Source organism: Luteimonas granuli (genome assembly GCF_007795095.1).
Lineage (GTDB): Bacteria > Pseudomonadota > Gammaproteobacteria > Xanthomonadales > Xanthomonadaceae > Luteimonas > Luteimonas granuli.
Genome location: NZ_CP042218.1, coordinates 381742 through 401848, shown reverse-complemented (window position 1 = coordinate 401848; position 20107 = coordinate 381742). Strand labels below are relative to the sequence as shown.

At 71.7% G+C, this 20107-nt stretch carries 17 protein-coding genes; 12 read left to right on the top strand and 5 right to left on the bottom strand.

The window, feature by feature from the left end:
- The first annotated feature begins 28 nt into the window (after positions 1 to 28).
- Together FPZ22_RS01810 and FPZ22_RS01805 are read left to right on the top strand one after the other, a co-directional pair.
- Positions 29 to 361, top strand: coding sequence for an MGMT family protein (locus FPZ22_RS01810; protein WP_144889725.1), 333 nt, complete (start codon positions 29 to 31; stop codon positions 359 to 361).
- Between the two features lie 59 nt (positions 362 to 420).
- Positions 421 to 1089: a rhomboid family intramembrane serine protease gene (locus tag FPZ22_RS01805; RefSeq protein WP_144889723.1), complete on the top strand. Its 669-nt coding sequence runs from the start codon at positions 421 to 423 to the stop codon at positions 1087 to 1089.
- 45 nt (positions 1090 to 1134) lie between these two features.
- On the opposite strand, the gene FPZ22_RS01800 is transcribed toward FPZ22_RS01805, so the two are convergent.
- The gene (locus FPZ22_RS01800; protein ID WP_144889721.1) at positions 1135 to 3144 is read right to left on the bottom strand and encodes a M13 family metallopeptidase; all 2010 of its coding nucleotides are present in this window, start codon (positions 3142 to 3144) and stop codon (positions 1135 to 1137) included.
- Between the two features lie 183 nt (positions 3145 to 3327).
- Positions 3328 to 5400 carry a M13 family metallopeptidase gene (locus FPZ22_RS01795; RefSeq protein ID WP_168199012.1) on the bottom strand — a complete coding sequence of 691 codons (2073 nt, stop codon included), beginning with the start codon at positions 5398 to 5400 and terminating at the stop codon, positions 3328 to 3330.
- A gap of 392 nt (positions 5401 to 5792) precedes the next feature.
- On the opposite strand from FPZ22_RS01795, the gene FPZ22_RS01790 reads away from it, so the two are divergent.
- Entirely contained in the window at positions 5793 to 7214 is a 1422-nt protein-coding gene (locus FPZ22_RS01790) for a DEAD/DEAH box helicase (RefSeq protein WP_144889717.1), read from the top strand.
- Between the two features lie 6 nt (positions 7215 to 7220).
- On the opposite strand, the gene FPZ22_RS01785 is transcribed toward FPZ22_RS01790, so the two are convergent.
- Together FPZ22_RS01785 and trxA are read right to left on the bottom strand one after the other, a co-directional pair.
- Positions 7221 to 9284, bottom strand: a complete 2064-nt coding sequence (locus tag FPZ22_RS01785; protein ID WP_168198898.1) for a bifunctional serine/threonine-protein kinase/formylglycine-generating enzyme family protein — start codon at positions 9282 to 9284, stop codon at positions 7221 to 7223.
- Positions 9285 to 9366: 82 nt separating this feature from the next.
- On the bottom strand, positions 9367 to 10242 hold the full coding sequence (gene trxA / locus FPZ22_RS01780) for a thioredoxin (RefSeq protein ID WP_144889713.1): 876 nt from the start codon (positions 10240 to 10242) through the stop codon (positions 9367 to 9369).
- 99 nt (positions 10243 to 10341) lie between these two features.
- Between trxA and FPZ22_RS01775 the strand changes: the two genes are divergently transcribed.
- The 7 genes from FPZ22_RS01775 (at position 10342) to rlmH (ending at position 17138) form a co-directional block, all read left to right on the top strand.
- A complete protein-coding gene (locus FPZ22_RS01775; protein WP_144889711.1) occupies positions 10342 to 10965 on the top strand; it encodes a DUF998 domain-containing protein in 624 nt (207 codons plus the stop codon).
- Between the two features lie 135 nt (positions 10966 to 11100).
- Positions 11101 to 13866 carry a leucine--tRNA ligase gene (leuS, locus tag FPZ22_RS01770; RefSeq protein WP_144889709.1) on the top strand — a complete coding sequence of 922 codons (2766 nt, stop codon included), beginning with the start codon at positions 11101 to 11103 and terminating at the stop codon, positions 13864 to 13866.
- A 50-nt stretch (positions 13867 to 13916) separates the two neighbouring features.
- A complete protein-coding gene (locus tag FPZ22_RS01765; protein ID WP_144889707.1) occupies positions 13917 to 14453 on the top strand; it encodes an LPS-assembly lipoprotein LptE in 537 nt (178 codons plus the stop codon).
- A gap of 12 nt (positions 14454 to 14465) precedes the next feature.
- On the top strand, positions 14466 to 15503 hold the full coding sequence (gene holA / locus FPZ22_RS01760; RefSeq protein WP_144889706.1) for a DNA polymerase III subunit delta: 1038 nt from the start codon (positions 14466 to 14468) through the stop codon (positions 15501 to 15503).
- Positions 15500 to 16162 (top strand): nicotinate-nucleotide adenylyltransferase, encoded by a 663-nt coding sequence (gene nadD, locus FPZ22_RS01755; RefSeq protein WP_144889704.1) that lies wholly within the window; start codon positions 15500 to 15502, stop codon positions 16160 to 16162. The genes holA and nadD overlap by 4 nt, the downstream gene beginning before the upstream one ends.
- Positions 16163 to 16208: 46 nt before the next feature.
- Complete coding sequence (gene rsfS / locus FPZ22_RS01750) at positions 16209 to 16658, top strand: ribosome silencing factor (RefSeq protein ID WP_144889702.1); 450 nt, start codon at positions 16209 to 16211, stop codon at positions 16656 to 16658.
- Between the two features lie 9 nt (positions 16659 to 16667).
- Positions 16668 to 17138: a 23S rRNA (pseudouridine(1915)-N(3))-methyltransferase RlmH gene (gene rlmH / locus FPZ22_RS01745; RefSeq protein WP_144889700.1), complete on the top strand. Its 471-nt coding sequence runs from the start codon at positions 16668 to 16670 to the stop codon at positions 17136 to 17138.
- Between the two features lie 9 nt (positions 17139 to 17147).
- Here the strand turns inward: rlmH and FPZ22_RS01740 are convergent, their stop codons facing one another.
- The gene (locus FPZ22_RS01740; protein WP_144889698.1) at positions 17148 to 17888 is read right to left on the bottom strand and encodes an SIMPL domain-containing protein; all 741 of its coding nucleotides are present in this window, start codon (positions 17886 to 17888) and stop codon (positions 17148 to 17150) included.
- A 120-nt stretch (positions 17889 to 18008) separates the two neighbouring features.
- Between FPZ22_RS01740 and FPZ22_RS01735 the strand changes: the two genes are divergently transcribed.
- Together FPZ22_RS01735 and rng are read left to right on the top strand one after the other, a co-directional pair.
- Positions 18009 to 18605 carry a Maf family protein gene (locus tag FPZ22_RS01735; RefSeq protein WP_144889696.1) on the top strand — a complete coding sequence of 199 codons (597 nt, stop codon included), beginning with the start codon at positions 18009 to 18011 and terminating at the stop codon, positions 18603 to 18605.
- Complete coding sequence (gene rng / locus FPZ22_RS01730; protein ID WP_144889694.1) at positions 18602 to 20101, top strand: ribonuclease G; 1500 nt, start codon at positions 18602 to 18604, stop codon at positions 20099 to 20101. The genes FPZ22_RS01735 and rng overlap by 4 nt, the downstream gene beginning before the upstream one ends.
- Positions 20102 to 20107 lie beyond the last annotated feature (6 nt).

Below are 20107 nucleotides of genomic sequence, written 5' to 3'. Positions count from 1 at the left end.
GGCGGACGGTGGCGGATATCCTAGCGCAATGGCGAAGTCCGACCCGCAAGCGCGCATCCTGGCAGCGGTCCGCGCGATCCCGCGCGGCGAAGTCGCCGGCTACGGAGAGATCGCGCGTCGCGCAGGCCTGCCCGGCAGGGCGCGCTGGGTGGCTCGCCTGCTGGCCATCAGCGAGGATCCGGCGCTGCCCTGGCACCGCGTGCTGCGCAGCGATGGCCGGATCGCGTTCCCACCAGGCTCGGCGTCCCGGGAGGAGCAGGCGCGGCGGCTGCGCGCCGAAGGTGTGGCACTGGTGGACGGCCGTGTCCAGGCCGCGCGGGCCGCGCGCACGCTGGACGCGGAGGTCTGGGGACCGCGCTGACGACGACGGGCGACGACGACGCAGGCGCTATCATTGCGTCGCACGCGCAAGGACCCGCAATGTTCAACAACCTCCCGCCCGTCACCAAGGGGCTGCTGATCGCCAACGCCGTCGTCTTCCTGCTCCAGAGCGTGCTGGGAAGCGCGGCCTTCGCCCCGCTGATGCTGTGGGCACCCGGGGTGGACGCATACATGAAGGCGGCCGGCGTGCCCGGGTTCTGGCCGTGGCAGCTGCTCACCTACGGCTTCCTGCACGGCAACCTCGCGCATCTGCTGTTCAACATGCTGGCGCTGGTGATGTTCGGCGCGCAGCTCGAGTACACCTGGGGCCAGAAGCGCTTCCTGACCTATTTCCTGGTCTGCGTGGCGGGCGCCGGGCTGTGCCAGCTCGGCGTCGTCAGCTGGACCGTGGCCCAGGGCGGCATGCCGTACCCCACCGTGGGGGCCTCGGGCGGCGTGTTCGGCCTCCTGCTGGCGTACGGCATGCTGTTCCCGCACCAGCGGGTGATGCTGCTGATCCCGCCGATCCCGATGAAGGCGCGGACCCTGGTGGTGGTCTACGGCGCGATCGAGCTGTTCCTCGGCATCACCGGCACGCAGTCCGGCGTGGCCCACTTCGCGCACCTGGGCGGCATGCTGTTCGGCTGGTTGCTGATCCGCTACTGGCGCGGCCAGCCGCCCTTCGGCGGGCGGCGGCGGCCAGGCGGGCCGCAGGTGCGGCGCTTCTGAGGCGGCGTCCCGCCGCGTCGGCCGGGCTGCGGCAGTCCGGCCGGTTCAGCGCCAGATGGCGGCGCGTTCGCCGTCCTTGCGGACCATGGCATTGCCGGCCTTGCAGCCCCAGGTCTCGCCGAAGGCCGGAAGGTTCGACAGCGGGCCGTTGATGCGCCACTTGCCCGGCGCCTGCGGAGCGATGCCCGCGCGCAGTTCGGCCGTGGCTGGAGACACCTGTTCCGCCCAGATGCCGGCCCAGGCGTTGAAGAAGGCCTTGCGCCCGTCCTCGCCGACCTCGGGCATGGCCTGGCCGAAAGCATCCCAGGCGATCTCCACCGCGGCGACGTCGGCGGCGTTCTCGCCGCCGGTCAGGCTGGCGTCGAGCTTGCGCCCCGCGAGCCCCGGGTAGTCGTAGCTGCCGTACTGCGCGGCCAGGGCACCGAGCCGGTCGCTCCAGGCAGCCGCGGTTCCCGGGGTCCACCAGTCGCGGATCTCGCCGCGGGCGTCGACATGGCGCCCCCTGGCATCCACGGCATGGCCGAGCTCGTGCGCGACCAGGGCGCCGAAGGCGCCGTAATGCGCTGCGCCGTCGAGTGCCATGTCCAGCACCGGCGGTTGCAGCACCGCGGCCGACACCAGCAGGCGGTTGTGGGCGGCATCGTAGGCCAGCGCCGGGTCCTGCGGCCGCACCGGCCAGCGGCGCTGGGCGTTGCCGCGGCCGATCCGCCGCATCTCCTCGCGGTGGTGCCAGGTGGAGGCGATCAGCATGTTGCCCCCGAAGCTGCCGCGACCCATGGGCTGCACGCTGTAGTCGATCTCTCGCGCCGGCGCCCCGATCTCGATCCCCAGGGTCCCGAGCTTGGCCACGGCCTCGGCCCGTGTGGCGTCGTCCATCCACGGCGCGCCTTCCACCGCGCGCAACAGGGCGCCGCGGACCTCGTCGGCCACGGCCTCGGCGCGGCTGCGGGTGGCCGCTGGCAGGTAGCGGGCCACGTACTCGCGCGCGACCATCTGGCCTGCGGCATGGTTGATCGCCTGCAGCACCAGCTGCTCGCGCGCGGGATGCTCGGACTCGCCGCGGAGCACGCGGCCGCGGAAGGCGAAGGCGGCGTCGCGGAAGCCGCTGGACAGCCAGGGCGCCATCGCGTCGCCGACGTGGAAGCGCAGGTAGGTCTTCCACTGCGCCGGCTTGAGGCTGCCGACCAGGGCGTCGAGGGTGGCGAACAGCTCCGGGTTGGCGATCGAGACGCTGTTGTCCTTCACGCCCTGGGCGGCCAGGAATTCGGTGAGCTGCAAGCGCTTGTACGTCTTGCCCAGGCCCTCGGTGGGCACCAGGGCGTAGTTCTGGCGTGGATCGCGCAGCGAGGCCACCGGGCGAGACGCGCGCGCGATGCGGGTTTCCAGGTCGATGACCATCTGCGACTCGGCGGCGAGGTCGGCTTCGGCCGTGCCGGTCAGCGCCAGGATGCTGCGCACGTAGCCGTTGTACAGGCCGAGCAGGGCGCGCGCGTCGGCGTCCTCGCGGGTGTAGTAGGCCGGGTCGGGCAGGCCGGTGCCGCCCTGGGCGAAGTAGCCGATGTGGCGGTCGAGGTCGGCGAGATCGAGGTCGGCGCTGAAGTTGAACAGCACCGGTATCCCCACCTGGTGCAGGGCCGCCACGGCGGGCGGGATGTCGCGGGCGCGCTTGATCCCGTTGATGCGGTCGAGCAGGGGCGTGATCGGGCTGGCGCCGTCGGCCTCGACAGCGGCCTCGTCCAGGCCGCTGGCCCAGAAGTCGCCGAGCAGCCGCTGGATGTCGTTCTGCGGTGCATCCATGGCGGTGGACAGCAGCTCGCGCTGCTGTTCCAGGACCCGTGCCTGCAGCAGGCCCAGCGCGGACACCGCGCCGGTCGCAGGCACCGGGTGGGCGGCGAACCAGGCCCGGTTGGCGTAAGCGTCGAAATCGCCGCAGGCGGTCGGGCCTTGCGGCTTCGCCGGCGCGCGCGCGCGGCGCTGGGCGTCGGCATCGGGGGATGCCAGACCGAGGGCGAGGGTGGCGGCGAGGGCGAGGAGGAGGGGGGCGTGCTTGGACATGCGCAGGGGGATCCGGGCGGAACGGCCGGGCGAGTCTAGCAAGGGGGGCGGCGCGTGGCCGTGGACGCCGAAGACGTCCGCGGTGAACCGCGACGCTGGTCGCGCAATCGGACCTGCATGCGGCCCCGGAAACGGAAAGGCCCGGCGCGTGCCGGGCCTTCCGCAGGCAGTTCCGCGCGTCGCCTACCAGATGACGACCCGCGCCCCGGCATCGCGCACCATCGCATCGCCCGGCGTGCACTGGTACGCCGCGGCGAAGGCCGGCAGGTTCGAGGGTGCACCGATGGCCCGGAAGTTGGCAGGCGCATGCGGGTCGGTGGCGATGCGCACCTTCAGCTCCTCGTCGGTGAAATTGCGGCGCCACACCGTGGCCCAGTTGGCGAAGAAGCGCTGGTCGCGGGTCAGGCCCTCGATCATCGGATCCTCGCTGCCCTCGGTCGCCTTCCTCATCGCGTCGTAGGCCGTGGCCAGGCCGCCGAGGTCGGCGATGTTCTCGCCGAGCGTCAGCTTGCCGTTGACGTGCAGGCCGGGGGCCGCCTCGTAGGCGTTGAACTGCTGCACCAGCTTGTCGGTCCGCGCCATGAAGCCCTTGGCGTCGGCCTCGGTCCACCAGTTCTGGAACTTGCCGCTGGCGTCGAAACGGCTGCCCTGGTCGTCGTAGCCATGGGTCATCTCGTGGCCGATCACCGCACCGATGCCGCCGTAGTTGAGCGGATCGTCGGCGTTGGCGTCGAAGAACGGCGGCTGCAGGATCGCCGCCGGGAACACGATCTCGTTCTGCAGCGGGTTGTAGTAGGCGTTGACCATCTGCGGCGGCATCGCCCACTCGGTCCTGTCGACCGGTTTGCCGATCTTGCCGAGCTGCCACTTGTAGTTGAACTCGTTGGCGGCCAGCACGTTGCCGATGTAGCTGTCGCGCGAGGTGGCCAGGCCCGACCAGTCGCGCCACTTGTCGGGATAGCCGATCTTGGGGGTGAAGCTGGCCCATTTCTCCATGGCCTTCGCCTTGGTCTCGTCCGACATCCAGTCGAGGTTCTCGATGCGGACCTTCAGCGCCTCGCCGAGGTTGGCGACCAGGGTCTCCATGCGTTCCTTGGCCTCGGGCGAAAAGGCCACGTCGACGTACATCTGGCCCAGGGCCTCGCCCGTCTGGCGGGTGATGGTGTCGAGCACGCGCTTCCCGCGCTCCTTGATCTCCTTCTGGCCGCGCAGGGTCTTCGAATAGAAGTTGAAGTGCTCCTCGGCGAAGGCGTCGGCGAGGAAGGGCGAGGCGCTGTCGACGGTGTGGAAACGCAGGTACGACTGCCAGCTGGCCGCCGGCACGTCGGCGATCATGGTGCTGACCTCGGCGTGGAAATCCGGGATCGCCAGCGAGAACATCTCCGGCGCCTGCAGGCCCTGCGATTCGAAGAACTTCGTCCACGGGAAGTTCGGTGCCAGCCTGTCGGCGTCGGCCGGGCTCACCGGGTTGTAGTAGAGGCTCACGTCGCGCGACATCTCCTCGCTCGACTTCGACACCTTGGCCAGGCGCGTTTCGAACGCGACCACGTCGGCGGCCTGCTTCGCGGCATCGGCCGCCGGCACGCCGGACAGTTCCAGCACCTTCGCGACGTGCGCCTGGTAGGCCTCGAGCTTGTCCTTCTTGTCGGCGTCGAAATAGTAGGTCCGGTCCGGCAGGCCCAGGCCGCCCTGGAAGGCGTAGGCGATGTTCATGGACGAATCCATGAAATCGGCTTCGGGGCCGAAGCCGAACACGGTGAACTGGCCCTTCGCGGCGCTCGTGCGCACGTAGTCGGCGATCTTCGCCGGCGCGTCGAGCGCGGCGATGGCGGCGAGTTCGGATTCCAGCGGCGCGATGCCCTGGGCGTTGATCGCCGCGGCGTCCAGGCCGGTGGCCCAGATGTCGCCGACGATCTTCTCGACGCCGGTGGCACCGTGGCTGGCCGCGGCGTGCTCGGCCAACTGGCGCTGGATCGCCTGTGAACGCTCGTCGAGCATCTCGAACGCGCCCCAGGAGGTCCGGTCGCCCGGAACCGGATTAGCGGCGAGCCAGGTGCCGTTCACGTACTTGCCGAAGTCGGCGCAGGCGTTGCCGGCGGCGTCGAAGTCGCTGGCCTGGAAGCGGTTCACGCGGGGCAGCGCGGATTCGTCGAGGGTGAAGGCCGGGGCGGGAGCGGCGTCGCCGTTCACCGCTGTGGTGGTGGCATCACGCTGGCAGCCGGCCACGGCGGCGGCGACCGCCAGCGACAGCAGCAGGAACCTGGGTGCGTATCGGGAAACTTGGCTCACGGTGGACTCCGCCCGGCGGGCATGGAAGAGGGAAGGCCGGCCACGCCCCGCGCGGCCAGCGTCAGAATCTACGCCCCGGCCGGCCGGGCGCCGCAGTGTGGAAGGTCATGCCGCCCGCCCGCGGGAACTCCGCCAGGCACATTCATCTCCGTTCCCGTATCATGCGAGGGTTGGCGCACGGCAGTCCGTTATCCGGTCATTGCCAGGCCAGGTCCCGCAACGCGGCGCCGGCCCTTTAACTCCCGCACGTCTCTCGTCGCGCAGACACGGCCCGGAACCTCCGATCGCCGTCAAATCCATTGCCCGCCGCGCGGATCACGGAGAGCGCCGGGCAAGCCGCGAACCAGGAGTTCCAATCCATGTCCGACACCCGGACCTTCGAGAGCCTCGGGCTCTCGTCCGCGCTGCTGCGCGCGCTCGATTCGAGCGGTTACACCGTTCCCACCCCGATCCAGGCCCAGGCGATCCCGCTGGTGCTCGACGGCCAGGACCTGCTGGGCGCCGCCCAGACCGGTACCGGCAAGACCGCCGCCTTCGGCCTGCCGATGCTGCAGCGCCTGTCGAAGGAAACCCCGCCCAAGGGCCCGCGCAAGCCGCGCGCCCTGGTGCTGGTGCCCACGCGCGAGCTGGCGGTGCAGGTCGCCGACAGCCTCAAGGAATACGGCCGCCACCTGCGCATGAACGTCACCACGATCTTCGGTGGCGCCGGCCTGCAGCCGCAGATCGAGAACCTGCGCCGCGGCGTCGACATCCTCGTCGCCTGTCCGGGGCGGCTCCTCGACCACATGGACGCGGGCCACGCCAAGCTGGACGCCGTCGAGGTGCTCGTGCTCGACGAGGCCGACCGCATGCTCGACATGGGCTTCCTGCCGCAGATGAAGCGGATCCTGGCGCGGGTGCCCAAGGAGCGGCAGACGCTGCTGTTCTCGGCCACCTTCGAGGACCGCATCAAGGCACTCGCGGTCGAGCACCTGCGCAAGCCGCGGCTGGTGGAAGTGGCCGCGCAGAACACCATCGCCGAGACCATCGTGCACCGCGCGCACCCGGTCGACGCCGCCAGCAAGCGCGACCTGCTGGTCGACATCCTGTCCGCGCGCCACACCGACCAGGTGCTGGTGTTCGGCAAGACCAAGCACGGCTGCAACCGTCTGGCCGAGCAGCTGGAGAAGTCCGGCCTGCCGGCGGTGGCCATCCACGGCAACAAGAGCCAGGCGCAGCGCCAGAAGGCGCTGGATGCGTTCAAGGCCGGACGCGCCCGGATCCTGGTCGCGACCGACGTGGCCGCGCGCGGGCTGGACATTCCCAACCTGCCGCTGGTGATCAACCACGACCTGCCGATGGTGGCCGAGGACTACGTGCATCGCATCGGCCGCACCGGCCGCGCGGGTGCGAGCGGCGAGGCGCTGTCGCTGGTGTCGCCGGAAGAGGGCGCGCTGCTCAACCAGATCCAGAAGATGCTCAAGGCCGAGATCCGGATGGACGTGGTGGCCGGTTACGAGCCCAGCCGGCCGATCCGACTGGACGCGCCGATGCCGCCGCAGGGCGGCCGGGGCCAGCGTCCGGGCGGCGGGCAGCGCCGCGGCGCCCCGAAGACGGCGGGCGACCAGCGTGCCGGTGAGCAGCGTCCCAGGCGCGCACCGGGCAAGCCGGGGCACCGCCAGGGCGGACACGGCAAGGCCCAGCCCGCCGCGGCGCATGCGCATGCCGGACCGAAAGCGCCGGGAGGACGGGGCCGTGGCGGCCGCGGCCGGGGTGGAAGCCGGGGAGGCTCGAGCGCCTGAGCGCGCTCAGCTGCCCAGGTCGCGCACCAGGCGGAAGCCGACGTCGTCGAATCCGCGTCCCGCATCGCGGGCCGCGGAGCCGGGGGCGTTCTCCCCGCGCCAGCTGGAACCGCTGGTGACCCGCTGCGTGCAACTGCCGGCGCAGTCGATGCTCCATTCCGCCAGCGGCCGTTCTCCGCCGACCGCGGGCAGGCGGCTCCATTCCGAAGCGGTGGCCAGGCGGTAGCGCACGCCGTCCCGCTGGCCAAGCCATCCGGCGTAGGCGCTGGCGTCCTCCCAGGATACGCAGACCACCGGACCGCCGCCGTCCTGGTCGAAGCCCGGCGCGCGCCAGCTGCGTGGCGCCAGCACGCGGAGCAGTGAGGCGCGTTCGCGGCAGCGCGCCGGCGCGCGGCCGGTGGCGTCCGCGAAGGCGGCGAACTCGTCGCGGGTGACCAGGCGGCGCATCGCCCCCAGGCGCATGTCGCCGTGCTGCACCAGGATCATCTCCAGACCCGTGCCGCCGAGGCGGTCGCCGGGGCCGGGGATGGCGCGTGCGCTCTTCTCCAGCGCCGCGACCCTTGCCGTGGCCAGGCCCATGCGCCGTGCGGCGTCGACGGCGTGCAGTGCCGCGGCGCGGTCGTAGCGGGCCGCGGAGCGCTGCACGTCCGCGGCGATGACCTCCTGCATGCGGGTCCTGAGCGCGGCCAGTGCCGCGCCGTCGGCGCGGGAGGTCCGCGCCGCCAGCTGGCTGGCCTGCATCACACCGATGCGCGCGGCATCGCCGCGACCCGAGGCGAAATCGCGCGCGGCCCGGGCGCCGAGCGCGTCGATCAACCCGTCGATGGCCGGTGCCAGGCGCAGGTGGCTGGCGTCGGCCTGCCAGGCGTTGAGCAGGCTGGTATAGGCGTTGTCGCCGGCGGGAGAGGTCAGCTTGGCCGCGCGCATCTGGCGCTCGGCTTCGACCAGCCAGCGCTCGGCATCGGACGCGGGGGCGGCCCGGAGCAGCGCATCGTCCGGGCTGCCCGTCACCGGTGCAGGGCGTGTCGCCAGCCCGGCACCGTTCGCCCCGGAGCCTGGCGTCCCGTCCCGCGACGAGGCGGAGCGATAGAACTCCGGCGCGCTTCCCCGCTGGTCCAGGTAGACCCCGGCGGCGACGACGGCACCCGCCGCCAACACGGCCACCGCTGCCCAGCCCGCGACCGGCAGGGCGCGCACGCGGACGGCGAAGTCGTGGAGCAGGGCGCCCGCGGTAACGCGGCCGGCGGCCGGTATGCGCTCGAGCGCGTCCAGCATCTGCCCGGCGTCGGCGAAGCGGCGCCCCGGCGACTTGGCGAGCGCGCGGTCGATGAACTGCTGCCAGTGGCGCAGCCGGCGCGGCAGTCGGGGGATCGGGTCCTGCACGTGCATCACCGCCATCGACAGTGCGTCGGCGGCGTTGTAGGGAAGGCTGCCGACCAGCATCTCCCAGGCCAGCACGCCGACGCTGTACAGATCGGCGCGGGCGTCCACGCCCTCGCCGCGGGCCTGCTCGGGCGGCATGTAGGCGGTACTGCCGACCGCAAGGCCGGCGGTGGTCACCCGCGAGCCGTAGCCGCGGCGCAGCGCGATGCCGAAGTCGGCCAGCAGCGGCCGGCCGCTGTCGTCGAAGAGCACGTTCTCGGCCTTGACGTCGCGATGCACGATGCCGCGCGAGTGCGCATACTGCAGCGCCGAGAGCACGCCGCGCAGGATCTTCCGCACCTCGGGCTCCCTGCCGCGCAGGTCGCGCTGGCCGAGATGGCCGCGGGCCAGATAGGGCATCGAGTAGTAGGGCAGTCCGTCGCGGGTGCGGCCGACGTCGTGGATCCCGACGATGTTGGGGTGGTCGAGGCGGGCGATGGTGCGCGCCTCGTTCTCGAAACGACGGCGGCTGACCTCGTCGCCCAGGACCTCGGCCAGCATCACCTTGATCGCCACCTCGCGCCGCAGCGAGAGCTGCTCGCCGACGTAGACGGTGGACATGCCGCCGGCGCCCACGGCGCGGACGATGCGGTAGCCGGCGATCTCCGGCAATCGCTCGTCGTCGTGGCTTGCCTGGTATTGCGTCATCCCGGCCCCCCTGAGCCCCGGACGAGCATAGCCGCGGGGCGTGGGCAGCGGATGAAGGGGATTGCCAACCCCGTGACGCTGCTCACGAAAGCAGCAGGGACGACATCTGCCTGCGGTAGCGCGACACCAGCCCGTCATCGTCGATCACGCGGAAGGCCTCGATCAGCGCCCTGCGCGGCAGGCCGTCGTCGAAGCCGCGATCGCGGCGCAGCATCTCCATGAACTCTTCCAGCGCGGCCTCGTGGCGACCGGCGACCATGTGCCGGGCGCCGAGCAGATGGCGGGCGCGCAGATCGGCCGGGTCGGCGGCCAGCGCCGCCTCGAGTGCGGCCTCCTGCGGCGCGTCGGGGAGCAGCGCGGCAAAGCCGAGGGCGGCGCGCGCGCGCAGCGCGCGGTCGTCGGTGGCGAGGTTCGCGGGCAGGGCGTCGAGCAGGCGGCCGGCCTCTCCGGTAGCGCCGGTGGCCAGCAGTGCCAGGGCGAGGTCGAGCCTGAGACCGTCATCTTCGGGCGCGGCTTCGGATTCCTGGCGCAGGCGCTGGACTTCGGCGTGGGGATCGGTCGGCGGCGCCGGTCCGGTGTCCGCCGGTGTCGCCGGGGCCTCGGCGGGAACGATGCCGTGCCCGGCCAGGAACTCGCGCAGCTGGCCTTCCGGCATCGCGCCGGGGAATCCGTCCACCGGCTGGCCGTCCCGCACCAGGATGACGGTGGGGATGGAGCGGATCTGGAAGGCGCCGGCAAGCTGCTGTTCGCGGTCGACGTCGATCTTCGCCAGCACGAAGGCACCGTTGTATTCCGCGGCGAGCTTCTCGAGGATCGGGCCGAGGGTCTTGCAGGGTCCGCACCACTCCGCCCAGAAATCGATCAGGACCGGCACCTGCAGCGAACGGTCGAGGACCCCGGCTTCGAAGGTGTCGGCGGTGGCGTCGAAGACGTGCGGCGTGGCGTGTTCGGTGGGCATGGCTCGATCCGGTATGCGTTGGAGGCGAGATTGTGCCAGCGCTTGCCGTTTGCAAGCCCGGGGCGCGACGATGCCCGTCCTCGACAGGACACGGCGCGGATGACGGAACGATCGGAACTGTGGCGCGCGCGTGGCGTGCGCCTGGCGGGCCTGGCGGCGGGCGCGTGCTTCCTGCTTGCACTGGGGGGCTTCGGCGCCGCGCTCGACGGCTACGACCAGCTCAGGCATCCGGTCGCGCTGCCGGGAGCGGAAGGCGTGCCGCGCGCCACCCTGTTCAACCTGCTGGCCTACGTGATGCCGGGGCTGCTGGCCGGTCTGGTGGTGCTGCGACGGCGCAGCGCCCTTGGAGCGGGAGCGAGGCTGTCCGCGCGGCTGGGATGGACGATCGCACTCCTGGCCGCGCTGGCGTTCGCGGCGCAGGGGATCTGGCCGCTGGAGGCGTCCGGTCCGGACAACGGCGCCGGGCGCCTGCACGGCGTCGCCTGGGGGCTGTGGGTCGTCGCGTTCACCGCGGCAGCCGCCGCGCTGTCGTTTTCCGCGCTGCGCGTACGACGGCTGCCGGCGGTGCTCGGCCATTCCGCGGCCGGCGCCGCGGTGTTCGCGCTGGCATGGCTGGCCGGTGACGCGCTGCCGGCGGCGCTGTCCCAGCGCGCGGCCTTCGCCTGCTGGTTCGTTTGGCTTGCCTGCGTGGGCTGGAGCGGCGGCGCGCGGGCCGGCTCCTGATCGCCGCCGGCCGGGCTCGCCGGATCGCATGCATCACGCGATTGCGGTCGTTTGCCTGACCCGACAGAGCGATGCGTCGCCGTGCCGTGCCTGCTGCGGTAGGCTTGGGGGTCCCTTTCCGCTGGCCATCCCCACGTGTCCGATCCCGTCCAGACGCCTGATCCCGCCTCCTACCGTCCCGCCGATGTCGAACGTGCGGCCCAGGGCTACTGGGAGCGCACGCGCGCATGGGAGGTCTCCGAGGACGACGCGCGACCGAAGTACTTCTGCCTGTCGATGCTGCCGTACCCGTCGGGCGCGCTGCACATGGGCCACGTGCGCAACTACACCATCGGCGACGTCATCAGCCGCCACAAGCGCATGACCGGCCACAACGTGCTGCAGCCCATGGGCTGGGACGCCTTCGGCCTTCCGGCCGAGAACGCGGCGATCAGGAACCGCACCGCGCCGGCGAAGTGGACGTACGCCAACATCGACCACATGCGCGGCCAGCTGAAGATGCTGGGCTACGGCATCGACTGGTCACGTGAGTTCGCCACCTGCAGCCCGGACTACTACGTCCACGAACAGCGCATGTTCACCCGCCTGATGAAGAAAGGCCTGGCCTACCGCCGCAACGCGGTGGTGAACTGGGACCCGATCGACCAGACGGTGCTGGCCAACGAACAGGTCATCGACGGCCGCGGCTGGCGTTCGGGCGCGCTGGTGGAGAAGCGCGAGATCCCGCAGTGGTTCCTGCGCATCACCGACTACGCCCAGGAGCTGCTCGACGGTCTGGACGCGCTGCCCGGCTGGCCGGAACCGGTCAAGACCATGCAGCGCAACTGGATCGGCCGCAGCGAGGGCCTCGAGATCAATTTCCGCGTCGACGGCGAGGACGAGCCGCTGAGCGTCTACACCACCCGTCCGGACACACTGATGGGCGTGACCTTCATCAGCATCGCCGCCGAACACCCGCTGGCGCTGAAGGCGGCGCAGGAGGACATGAAGCTCGCCGCGTTCATCGATGAGCTGCGCCGCGGCGGCGTGTCCGAGGCCGAGCTGGAGACCCAGGAAAAGCGCGGCATGGCCACCGGCCTGTGGGCGATCCATCCCGTCACCGGCGAGGACGTTCCCATCTACGTCGCCAATTTCGTGCTGATGGGCTACGGCACCGGTGCCGTGATGGCTGTGCCGGCGCACGACCAGCGCGACTGGGAATTCGCCAAGGCCTACGGCCTGCCGGTGCGGCCCGTGATCGTGCCGCCGGCGGTCGCCGACGCGCTGCGCGAGGTCGTCAGCGACGTCGCCCACGACACCGATCCCTTCCAGGCCGCGCTCGCCGGAGGTTCGATCGACGCCTACGAGATGTCCGCGGCGGTGGCCGTGGTCCGCGACTACTTCGAATCGATCCGCAGCGTCGGCGCATACACCGAGCGCGGTGTGCTGGTCGCATCCGGCGAGTACAGCGGCATGGACTACGACACCGCCATGGCCGCGCTGGCGGAGCGCTTCGAGGCCGAGGGCATCGGCCGCCGCAGGGTCAACTTCCGCCTGCGCGACTGGGGCGTGAGCCGCCAGCGCTACTGGGGCTGTCCGATCCCGGTGGTCTACTGCGACGCCTGCGGGGCGGTGCCGGTGCCCGAGGACCAGCTGCCCGTGGTGCTGCCGGAGGACGTGGCCGAAGCCTTCGCCTCGGGCGTGGTGCAGTCGCCGATCAAGGCCGACCCCGAATGGCGGAAGACCTCCTGTCCGCAGTGCGGCGGAGCCGCCGAGCGCGAGACCGACACCTTCGACACCTTCATGGAATCGAGCTGGTACTACGCCCGCTACACCTCGCCGGGCGCCGCCGACATGGTCGACGGGCGCGCGAAGTACTGGACGCCGGTCGACCAGTACATCGGGGGGATCGAGCACGCGATCCTGCACCTGCTGTACTTCCGTTTCTATCACCGGCTCCTGCGCGACCAGGGCCTGGTGGACAGCGACGAGCCCGCGATCAACCTGCTCACCCAGGGCATGGTCGTGGCCGACACCTATTACCGCGAGGACGCCAACGGGGCGAAGGAGTGGTTCAATCCCGCCGACGTCGAGGTCGAGCGCGACGAACGCGGCCGCATCACCGGCGCACGCCTCGCGGCCGACGGCCAGCCGGTCCGGGTCGGCGGCATCGAGAAGATGTCGAAGTCGAAGAACAATGGTGTCGACCCCCAGGTCATGGTCGACCGCTACGGCGCCGACACCGTGCGCCTGTTCTCCATGTTCGCCTCGCCGCCGACGCTGTCGCTGGAGTGGAACGAGGCCGGAGTCGAGGGCATGGCGCGCTTCCTGCGTCGCTTCTGGCGCCTGGTGCAGGACCACGCGGCAGGCCTCGGCAACGGGCGGGACGGCCCCGCCAGCCCGACCCGCTTCGCGCTCGACGGCGGGCAGAGGACGCTGCGCCGCCACGTCCACGAGACCATCCAGAAGGTGGGCGACGACTACGGCCGCCGCCACAGCTTCAATACCGCGATCGCGGCGCTGATGGAGCTGCTCAACCACGTGGCGAAGTTCGACGACGCCAGCGACGCCGGCCGCGCCGTGCGCCACGAGGCGCTCGAGGCCATGGTGCTGATGCTCAACCCTGTGACGCCGCATGCCAGCCATGCGCTCTGGCAGCTGCTGGGCCATGCCGAGCAGGTGGTGGACGATGTGCCGTTCCCGGTCGTCGACCCCGCGGCCCTGGTGCGCGACGCGGTGACGCTCGCGGTCCAGGTGAACGGCAAGCTGCGTGCAACCATCGAAGTGGCCGCCGATGCCACGCGCGAGGCGATCGAGGCCCGCGCACTGGCGGAGCCGGCGGTGGCCAGGGTGCTCGAGGGTCTCGCCGTGCGGAAGGTGATCGTGGTGCCGGGAAGGATCGTGAACGTGGTGGCGGCGTGAGGGCCGCCGCGCACCTTGTCGGGCGGCGAGGCCTCGTCCAGACTTCCGGCATGATCCGTCCACGTCTCCGCGTCGCCGTTCCGGTGCTGCTCGCGCTGGCCCTGTCCGCCTGCGGCTTCCATCTGCGCGCGCCGCTGACGCTGCCGCCGGAGCTCGACGGCGTGCAGGTGATCGCCAGTGATCCCTACAGCCCGCTGGCGCAGTCGCTCACCCGTTCGCTCGAGCGCGGCGGCTTCACGGTCGCCGAACGCGGCAGCGAGGGCGTGGCGGTGCTCCGGGTGCTGTCCGAGCGCTGGGATTCCCAGGCGATCAGCGTCGACCAGTTCGGCCGCGCGCAGGAGTTCACCCTGCGCTACGCGGCGGTGTTCACGTTCGAGGACGGCGACGGCCAGGAGCTGGTGCCGGAGCAGGTGATCGAGCTGTCCCGCGACTATGTCTCGCTGCCGGAGAATTCGGCCGGCTCCGAGAGCGAGCGCGAGATGCTGGCGCGCGAGCTCCAGCGCGAAATGGCGGCGGCGGTACTGCGCCGGATCGATGCGGTGACCCGCAGCAGGGAAGCGGACGCCTCGCCGCCGGCGGGCGGCTGACGCCGCGCCGGCATGGCCCGCGAACTCACGCCCGAACAGCTCGCCGGTGGCCTCTCCCGTGGCCCGCTCGCACCGGTGTACCTGGTCGCCGGTGCCGAGCTGCTGCGCGTGCTCGAGTGTGCCGACGCCATCCGCGCCGAGGCCCGCGCCCAGGGGTATGCCGAGCGCGAGGTGTTCGAGGTCGAGGGCCGGGACATCGACTGGGACGGCCTTGAGGCCAGCCTGCGCGCGCCGGGACTGTTCTCGGCGCGGCGGCTGATCGAGGTCCGCCTGCCGACCTCGAAGCCCGGCAAGCAGGGCGGCGAAGTGATCGTCGACTATTGCGCGCAGCCGCCGCCGGATATCTGCCTGCTGATCACCGGCGGCGAATGGAGCCGGAAGCATGGCGGAAAGTGGAGCGAGGCGGTGGCGGCCGCCGGCGCGATCGCCGTGGCCTGGCCGGTCAAGCCGCATGAGCTTCAGGACTGGCTGGAGGCGCGCCTGCGCCGGCGGGGCGTCCGTGCAGAGCGTGATGCCGTGCAACTGCTGATGGAGCGCGTCGAGGGCAACCTGCTGGCCGCCGCACAGGAGATCGACAAGCTGGCGTTGCTCGCCGGAGGCGGAACCCTGGACGCCGCGCGGATGCAGGCCCTGGTGGCCGATGCCGCCCGCTATGACGTGTTCCGCCTGGTCGATGCCGCGCTCAATGGCCAGGGGGCGCAGGCCGTGCGCATGCTCGCCGGGCTGCGCGCCGAGGGCGAGGCGGTGCCGGCGCTGATGGGCATGGTGGTGATGGAGCTGCAGCGCACCGCTGCGCTGGCGCGGGTCAAGGCGCGCGGCGGCAACCTCGGCGCCGAGCTCAAGGCGCAGCGGATATGGGATGCGAAGGAGGCCGCGTACCGCCGCGCCCTCGATCGCCATCCGGCGGCGCGCTGGGAGCGGTTCGTGGCGGTCGCGGGCGAGGTCGACCGGATCGCCAAGGGCCGTGGCGACGGCGACGAATGGCTGCTGCTGGAGCGCCTGCTGCTGGCGGTGGCCGATCCGCGCGCGGTGCCGCTGCTGGCGGCATGAACCTGCTGGCCTGCTACGGCGGCAGCTTCGATCCGGTCCATCTGGGACACCTGGCGGTGGCGCGTGCGGTGCGCGACGCGCTCGCCGCGGAAGTCGCCCTGTTGCCGGCCGCGGATCCCCCGCACAAGACCGCGACCCACGCCACGGCCGCACAGCGGGTGAGGATGCTGGAGCTCGCGATCGCCGGTGAGGCCGGGCTGCGCGTCGATGCCCGCGAGCTCGAGCGCGACGGGCCGTCGTACAGCGTCGAGACCCTGCGCCTGCTGCGCGCGCAGGAGGGGCCGCGCCGGCCCATCGCCTGGGTGGTGGGAGGCGACTCGCTCATGCAGCTCGACACCTGGCACGACTGGCGCCGCCTCTTCGCCCATGGACACGTGCTCGCGGTGGCCCGGCCCGGCGTGCCTCTGGACGAGGCCGACATCGCGCGGCGCGCGCCGGAGGTGCAGCGCGAACTCGATGGCCGGCGCCGGGCGCCCCGGGCGCTCGTGGACTCGCCTGCCGGCGGCTTCGCGGTACTGGATCTGCCACGGCTGCGTCCGGAATCCTCGACCGAACTGCGCCGGCGGATCGCCGCGGGAGGCGACTGGGAGGCGATGCTCCCTGTGCCGGTGGCCGGTTTCATCCGCGACTGTCGACTGTATGGATATACGGAGCCCTGATCGGCCCGCGGCTATAATCGCCCCTACACCCACGAGCACGATGCCCTTGACCAGCCAAGCCCAAGTCATCAAGACCTGCCTGCCCAATCCGCCGCCGCCGGTGGACGTGTTGCTGTCGACGGTGCTCGACGCCGTCGCCGAGATCAAGGCGGTCGACGTCGTCGAGATCGACGTTCGCGGCAAGACCAGCGTCTGCGACCACATGGTGATCGCTTCGGGTACGTCCACCCGCCATGTGAAGTCGATCGCCGACGAGGTGGTCAAGTTCGCCAAGCGCCTGGACTGCCAGCCGCTCGGCGTCGAGGGCGAGCGCGAAGCGGAGTGGGTGCTGGTCGACCTGGGCGACGTGGTCGTGCACGTGATGCTGCCGCGGGTGCGCGAGTTCTACGCCCTGGAGCGGCTGTGGACGGTCGGCGACCAGCCTCCGGCAGACGACGGGGCCGATGCGCGCGCCGCCGCCGGCGCCCACGACCTGGCCCCCCGCGACGCGGGCTGAGCTGCTGCGGTGAAGGCGCGCCTGGTCGCCGTCGGCGAGCGGCCGCCCGGCTGGGTCGCCGAAGGCTTCGCCGAGTACCGCAAGCGCCTGTCGCACTGGCTGCCGCTGGAGCTGGTGGAGATCGCGCCCGGTCTGCGCGGCAAGGGTCGCGACGCCACGCGCGCGACGCAGGACGAAGGTCGGCGCGTACTCGCCGCGCTGCCGCGCGACGTGCATGTGGTGGCGCTGGACGGGCGCGGCCGTGCCTGGGATTCGGAGGAGCTGTCGGCGCGTCTGGAGTACTGGCGCGGCCAGGGCCGCGACCTCGCCTTCCTGGTCGGCGGGCCCGAGGGCCACGCCGAGGAGGTGCTGGCCCGCGCCGACGAAACCTGGTCGCTCGGTCCGCTGACCCTGCCGCACATGCTGGTCCGGCTGGTGCTGGCCGAACAGCTCTACCGCGCCGCGGCGATGCTGGCCAACCACCCCTACCATCGCGCCTGAGCCGGGCCCTCAGCGCCCCAGTTCGAACACCACGTCGAGGTTGGCCGAGAGCGTGTTCTCGCCCGGCGCCACCGGCGTCGATTCGGCGTCCATGGCCATCGCGCGCATGGCGTACAGCGGCTGCGGCGGTCGCATGCCGCCACCTTCGCTGATGCTGACGATCCGGCGCACGCGCAGGTCGAGGGCCTGTGCGTACATGTCGGCGCGGCCTCGCGCCTGCTCCAGGGCCTTGCGGCGCGCCTCGTCGTAGACCGCTTCGGGCTGGTCGATGCCGAAGCTCGGTCCATTGACGTTGTTGGCACCGCTGGCGACCAGCGCGTCGAGGACTTCTCCAAGCCTGCCGATGTCGCGCACCTTCAGGCTCACGGTGTTGCTGGCGCTGTAGCCCGAGATCCGGGGCTCCTCGTCCTGGACGTGGCGCCAGGTCGGGTGGACGCTGATGCCGCTGGTCTGGATGTCCCGCTCGGCGACGCCCGCGGCACGGATCGCGGCCATCACCCGGGTCATCCGCGCGGCGTTCTCGCGCATGGCCGTGCCGGCATCGGCGGCCTGGGTCACCACGCCTGCCGAGGCACTGGCGATGTCGGGAACGCGGCTGGCTTCGCCGCTGACCGACACCGAGAGCAGGGTGCCGTCGATGCTGGCCCGGTCGTTGGCGGGCTGTGCGGAGGCGGTCATGGTGGGGCTCCCGAAGGCGAGGAGGAGCGAGAGGATGGCGGCGGATGCCGGGCGCTGGAGGATCGGGGTCATCGTGGTCTCCGGAATCGGACAGGGGAGGGTTGGCATGGTGCGGTGAACGGGCCGTGAGCCGGAACGGGTTGCGGGAAGGGTCGCACGGTTGACGCGCGACGGGCACGGTATCCTTCCCGGATGCTGCACCTTGCCTCGAAATCCCCGCGCCGGCGCGCGCTGCTGGCCCGGCTCGGAGTCGACTTCGGCCTGCTCGACGTCGACGTGCCCGAGCTGCGCGCGCCGGGCGAATCGCCGGAAGGCTACGTCGCGCGCGTTGCCCGCGAGAAGGCCGGGGCGGGCCTGCTGCGCGTGGTCGCCGTGCCCGGCGCCGTGGTGCTGGGCTCGGACACCGAGGTGGTGCTGGACGACGAAGTCTTCGGCAAGCCGGCGGACGCCGCACAGGCGGAGGCGATGCTGCGGCGCCTTTCGGGCCGCACGCACCGGGTGCTGACCGCGGTGTCGGTGGTTTCGGCGGGGCGCGAGGAGTCGGCGACGGTGGCCACGGACGTGGTCTTCGCGACGCTGTCCGACGACGACATCGCCGACTACGTCGCCAGCGGCGAACCCATGGGCCGCGCGGGCGCGTACGCCATCCAGGGCGGCGCCGAGCGCTTCATCGGCCGCATCGCCGGGAGCTATTCGGGCGTCATGGGCCTGCCGCTGCACGAGACCGCGGGGCTGCTGCGCGGCTTCGGCATCCATGCGCGCACGCCGCGCTCGGGCGGGGGCGCATGAGCGAGGAGATCCTGGTCAACGTCACTCCGCGCGAGACCCGGGTGGCCGTGGTCGAGAACGGCATGCTCCAGGAGCTGCACATCGAGCGTGGCTGGAGCCGCGGGGTGGTCGGCAACATCTACAAGGGCCGGGTGCAGCGGGTGATGCCCGGCATGCAGGCGGCATTCGTCGACATCGGCCTCGAACGCGCGGCCTTCCTGCACGCCAATGATGTGCTTCGCCCCGGGCGCGCCGAGGGCCTGACGATGGAGGAGCCGGGCGCCGGCCCCGCCCCGGCCGCACCCCCGCCGACGCCGCCGATCGGCGAGCTGCTGCGCGACGGCCAGGAAGTCGTGGTCCAGGTGGTCAAGGATCCGATCGGCAGCAAGGGCGCGCGCCTGACCACCCAGATCAGCATTCCGTCGCGCTACCTGGTGCTGCTGCCGCAGTCGAAGGTGGTCGGGGTGTCGGCGCGGATCGAGGACGAGTCCGAGCGCCAGCGCCTGAAGTCCCTGGTCGGGCAGCTCGCGACCGCGGGCGGCCACGGCTACATCGTGCGCACCAACGCGGAGGGCCAGCCGGAGGACGCGCTGGCCGAGGACGTCGCCTACCTGGCGCGCGCCTGGACCCTGGTGGAGCGCAGGGTGGCCGAGGCCCGCGTGGGCTCCTGTGTCTACGAGGACCTTACCCTGCCGATGCGTGCGGTCCGCGACCTGATGCGCCGGGACGTGGAGAAGGTCAAGGTCGACTCGCGCGAGACCTGCGACCGCCTGAAGGCCTTCGCCGCGCAGTACATGCCCGGCCTGGACGAGAAGATCGAGCATTACACCGGCGCGCGGCCGGTGTTCGACCTGTACGGCGTCGAGGACGAGATCGGACGCGCGCTGGAGAAGGAAGTGCCGCTCAAGTCCGGCGGCTATCTGGTGATCGACCAGACCGAGGCCATGACCACGGTCGACGTCAACACCGGCTCCTTCCTGGGCCAGCGCAACCTCGAGGAAACGGTGTACCGCACCAACCTCGAGGCCGCGCAGGCGGTGGCGCGACAGCTCCGGCTGCGCAACCTGGGCGGCATCATCATCATCGACTTCATCGACATGACCGACCCGGAGCACCGCCGCCAGGTGCTGCGGACGCTGGAGAAGTCGCTGGCGCGCGACCATGCCAGGACCACGGTCTACGATTTCTCGCCGCTCGGCCTGGTGGAGATGACGCGCAAGCGCACGGTCGAGAGCCTGGAGCGGCAGCTCAGCGAGACCTGCCACGAGTGCGGCGGCCGCGGCACCCTGAAGACCGCGGAGACGGTGACCTACGAGGTGTTCCGCGAAGTGGTGCGCGCGGTGCGCCAGTTCGACGCCGAGCGCCTGCTGGTGATCGCCTCGCCCAAGGTGGTGGCGCGGATCACCGAGGAGGAGTCGGCGGCGGTGGCGGAGCTGGAGGAGTTCCTCGGCAAGTCCGTCCGCTTCCAGGCCGACGAGCAGTACCTGCAGGAGCAGTTCGATGTCGTCCTGCTCTGAATCACG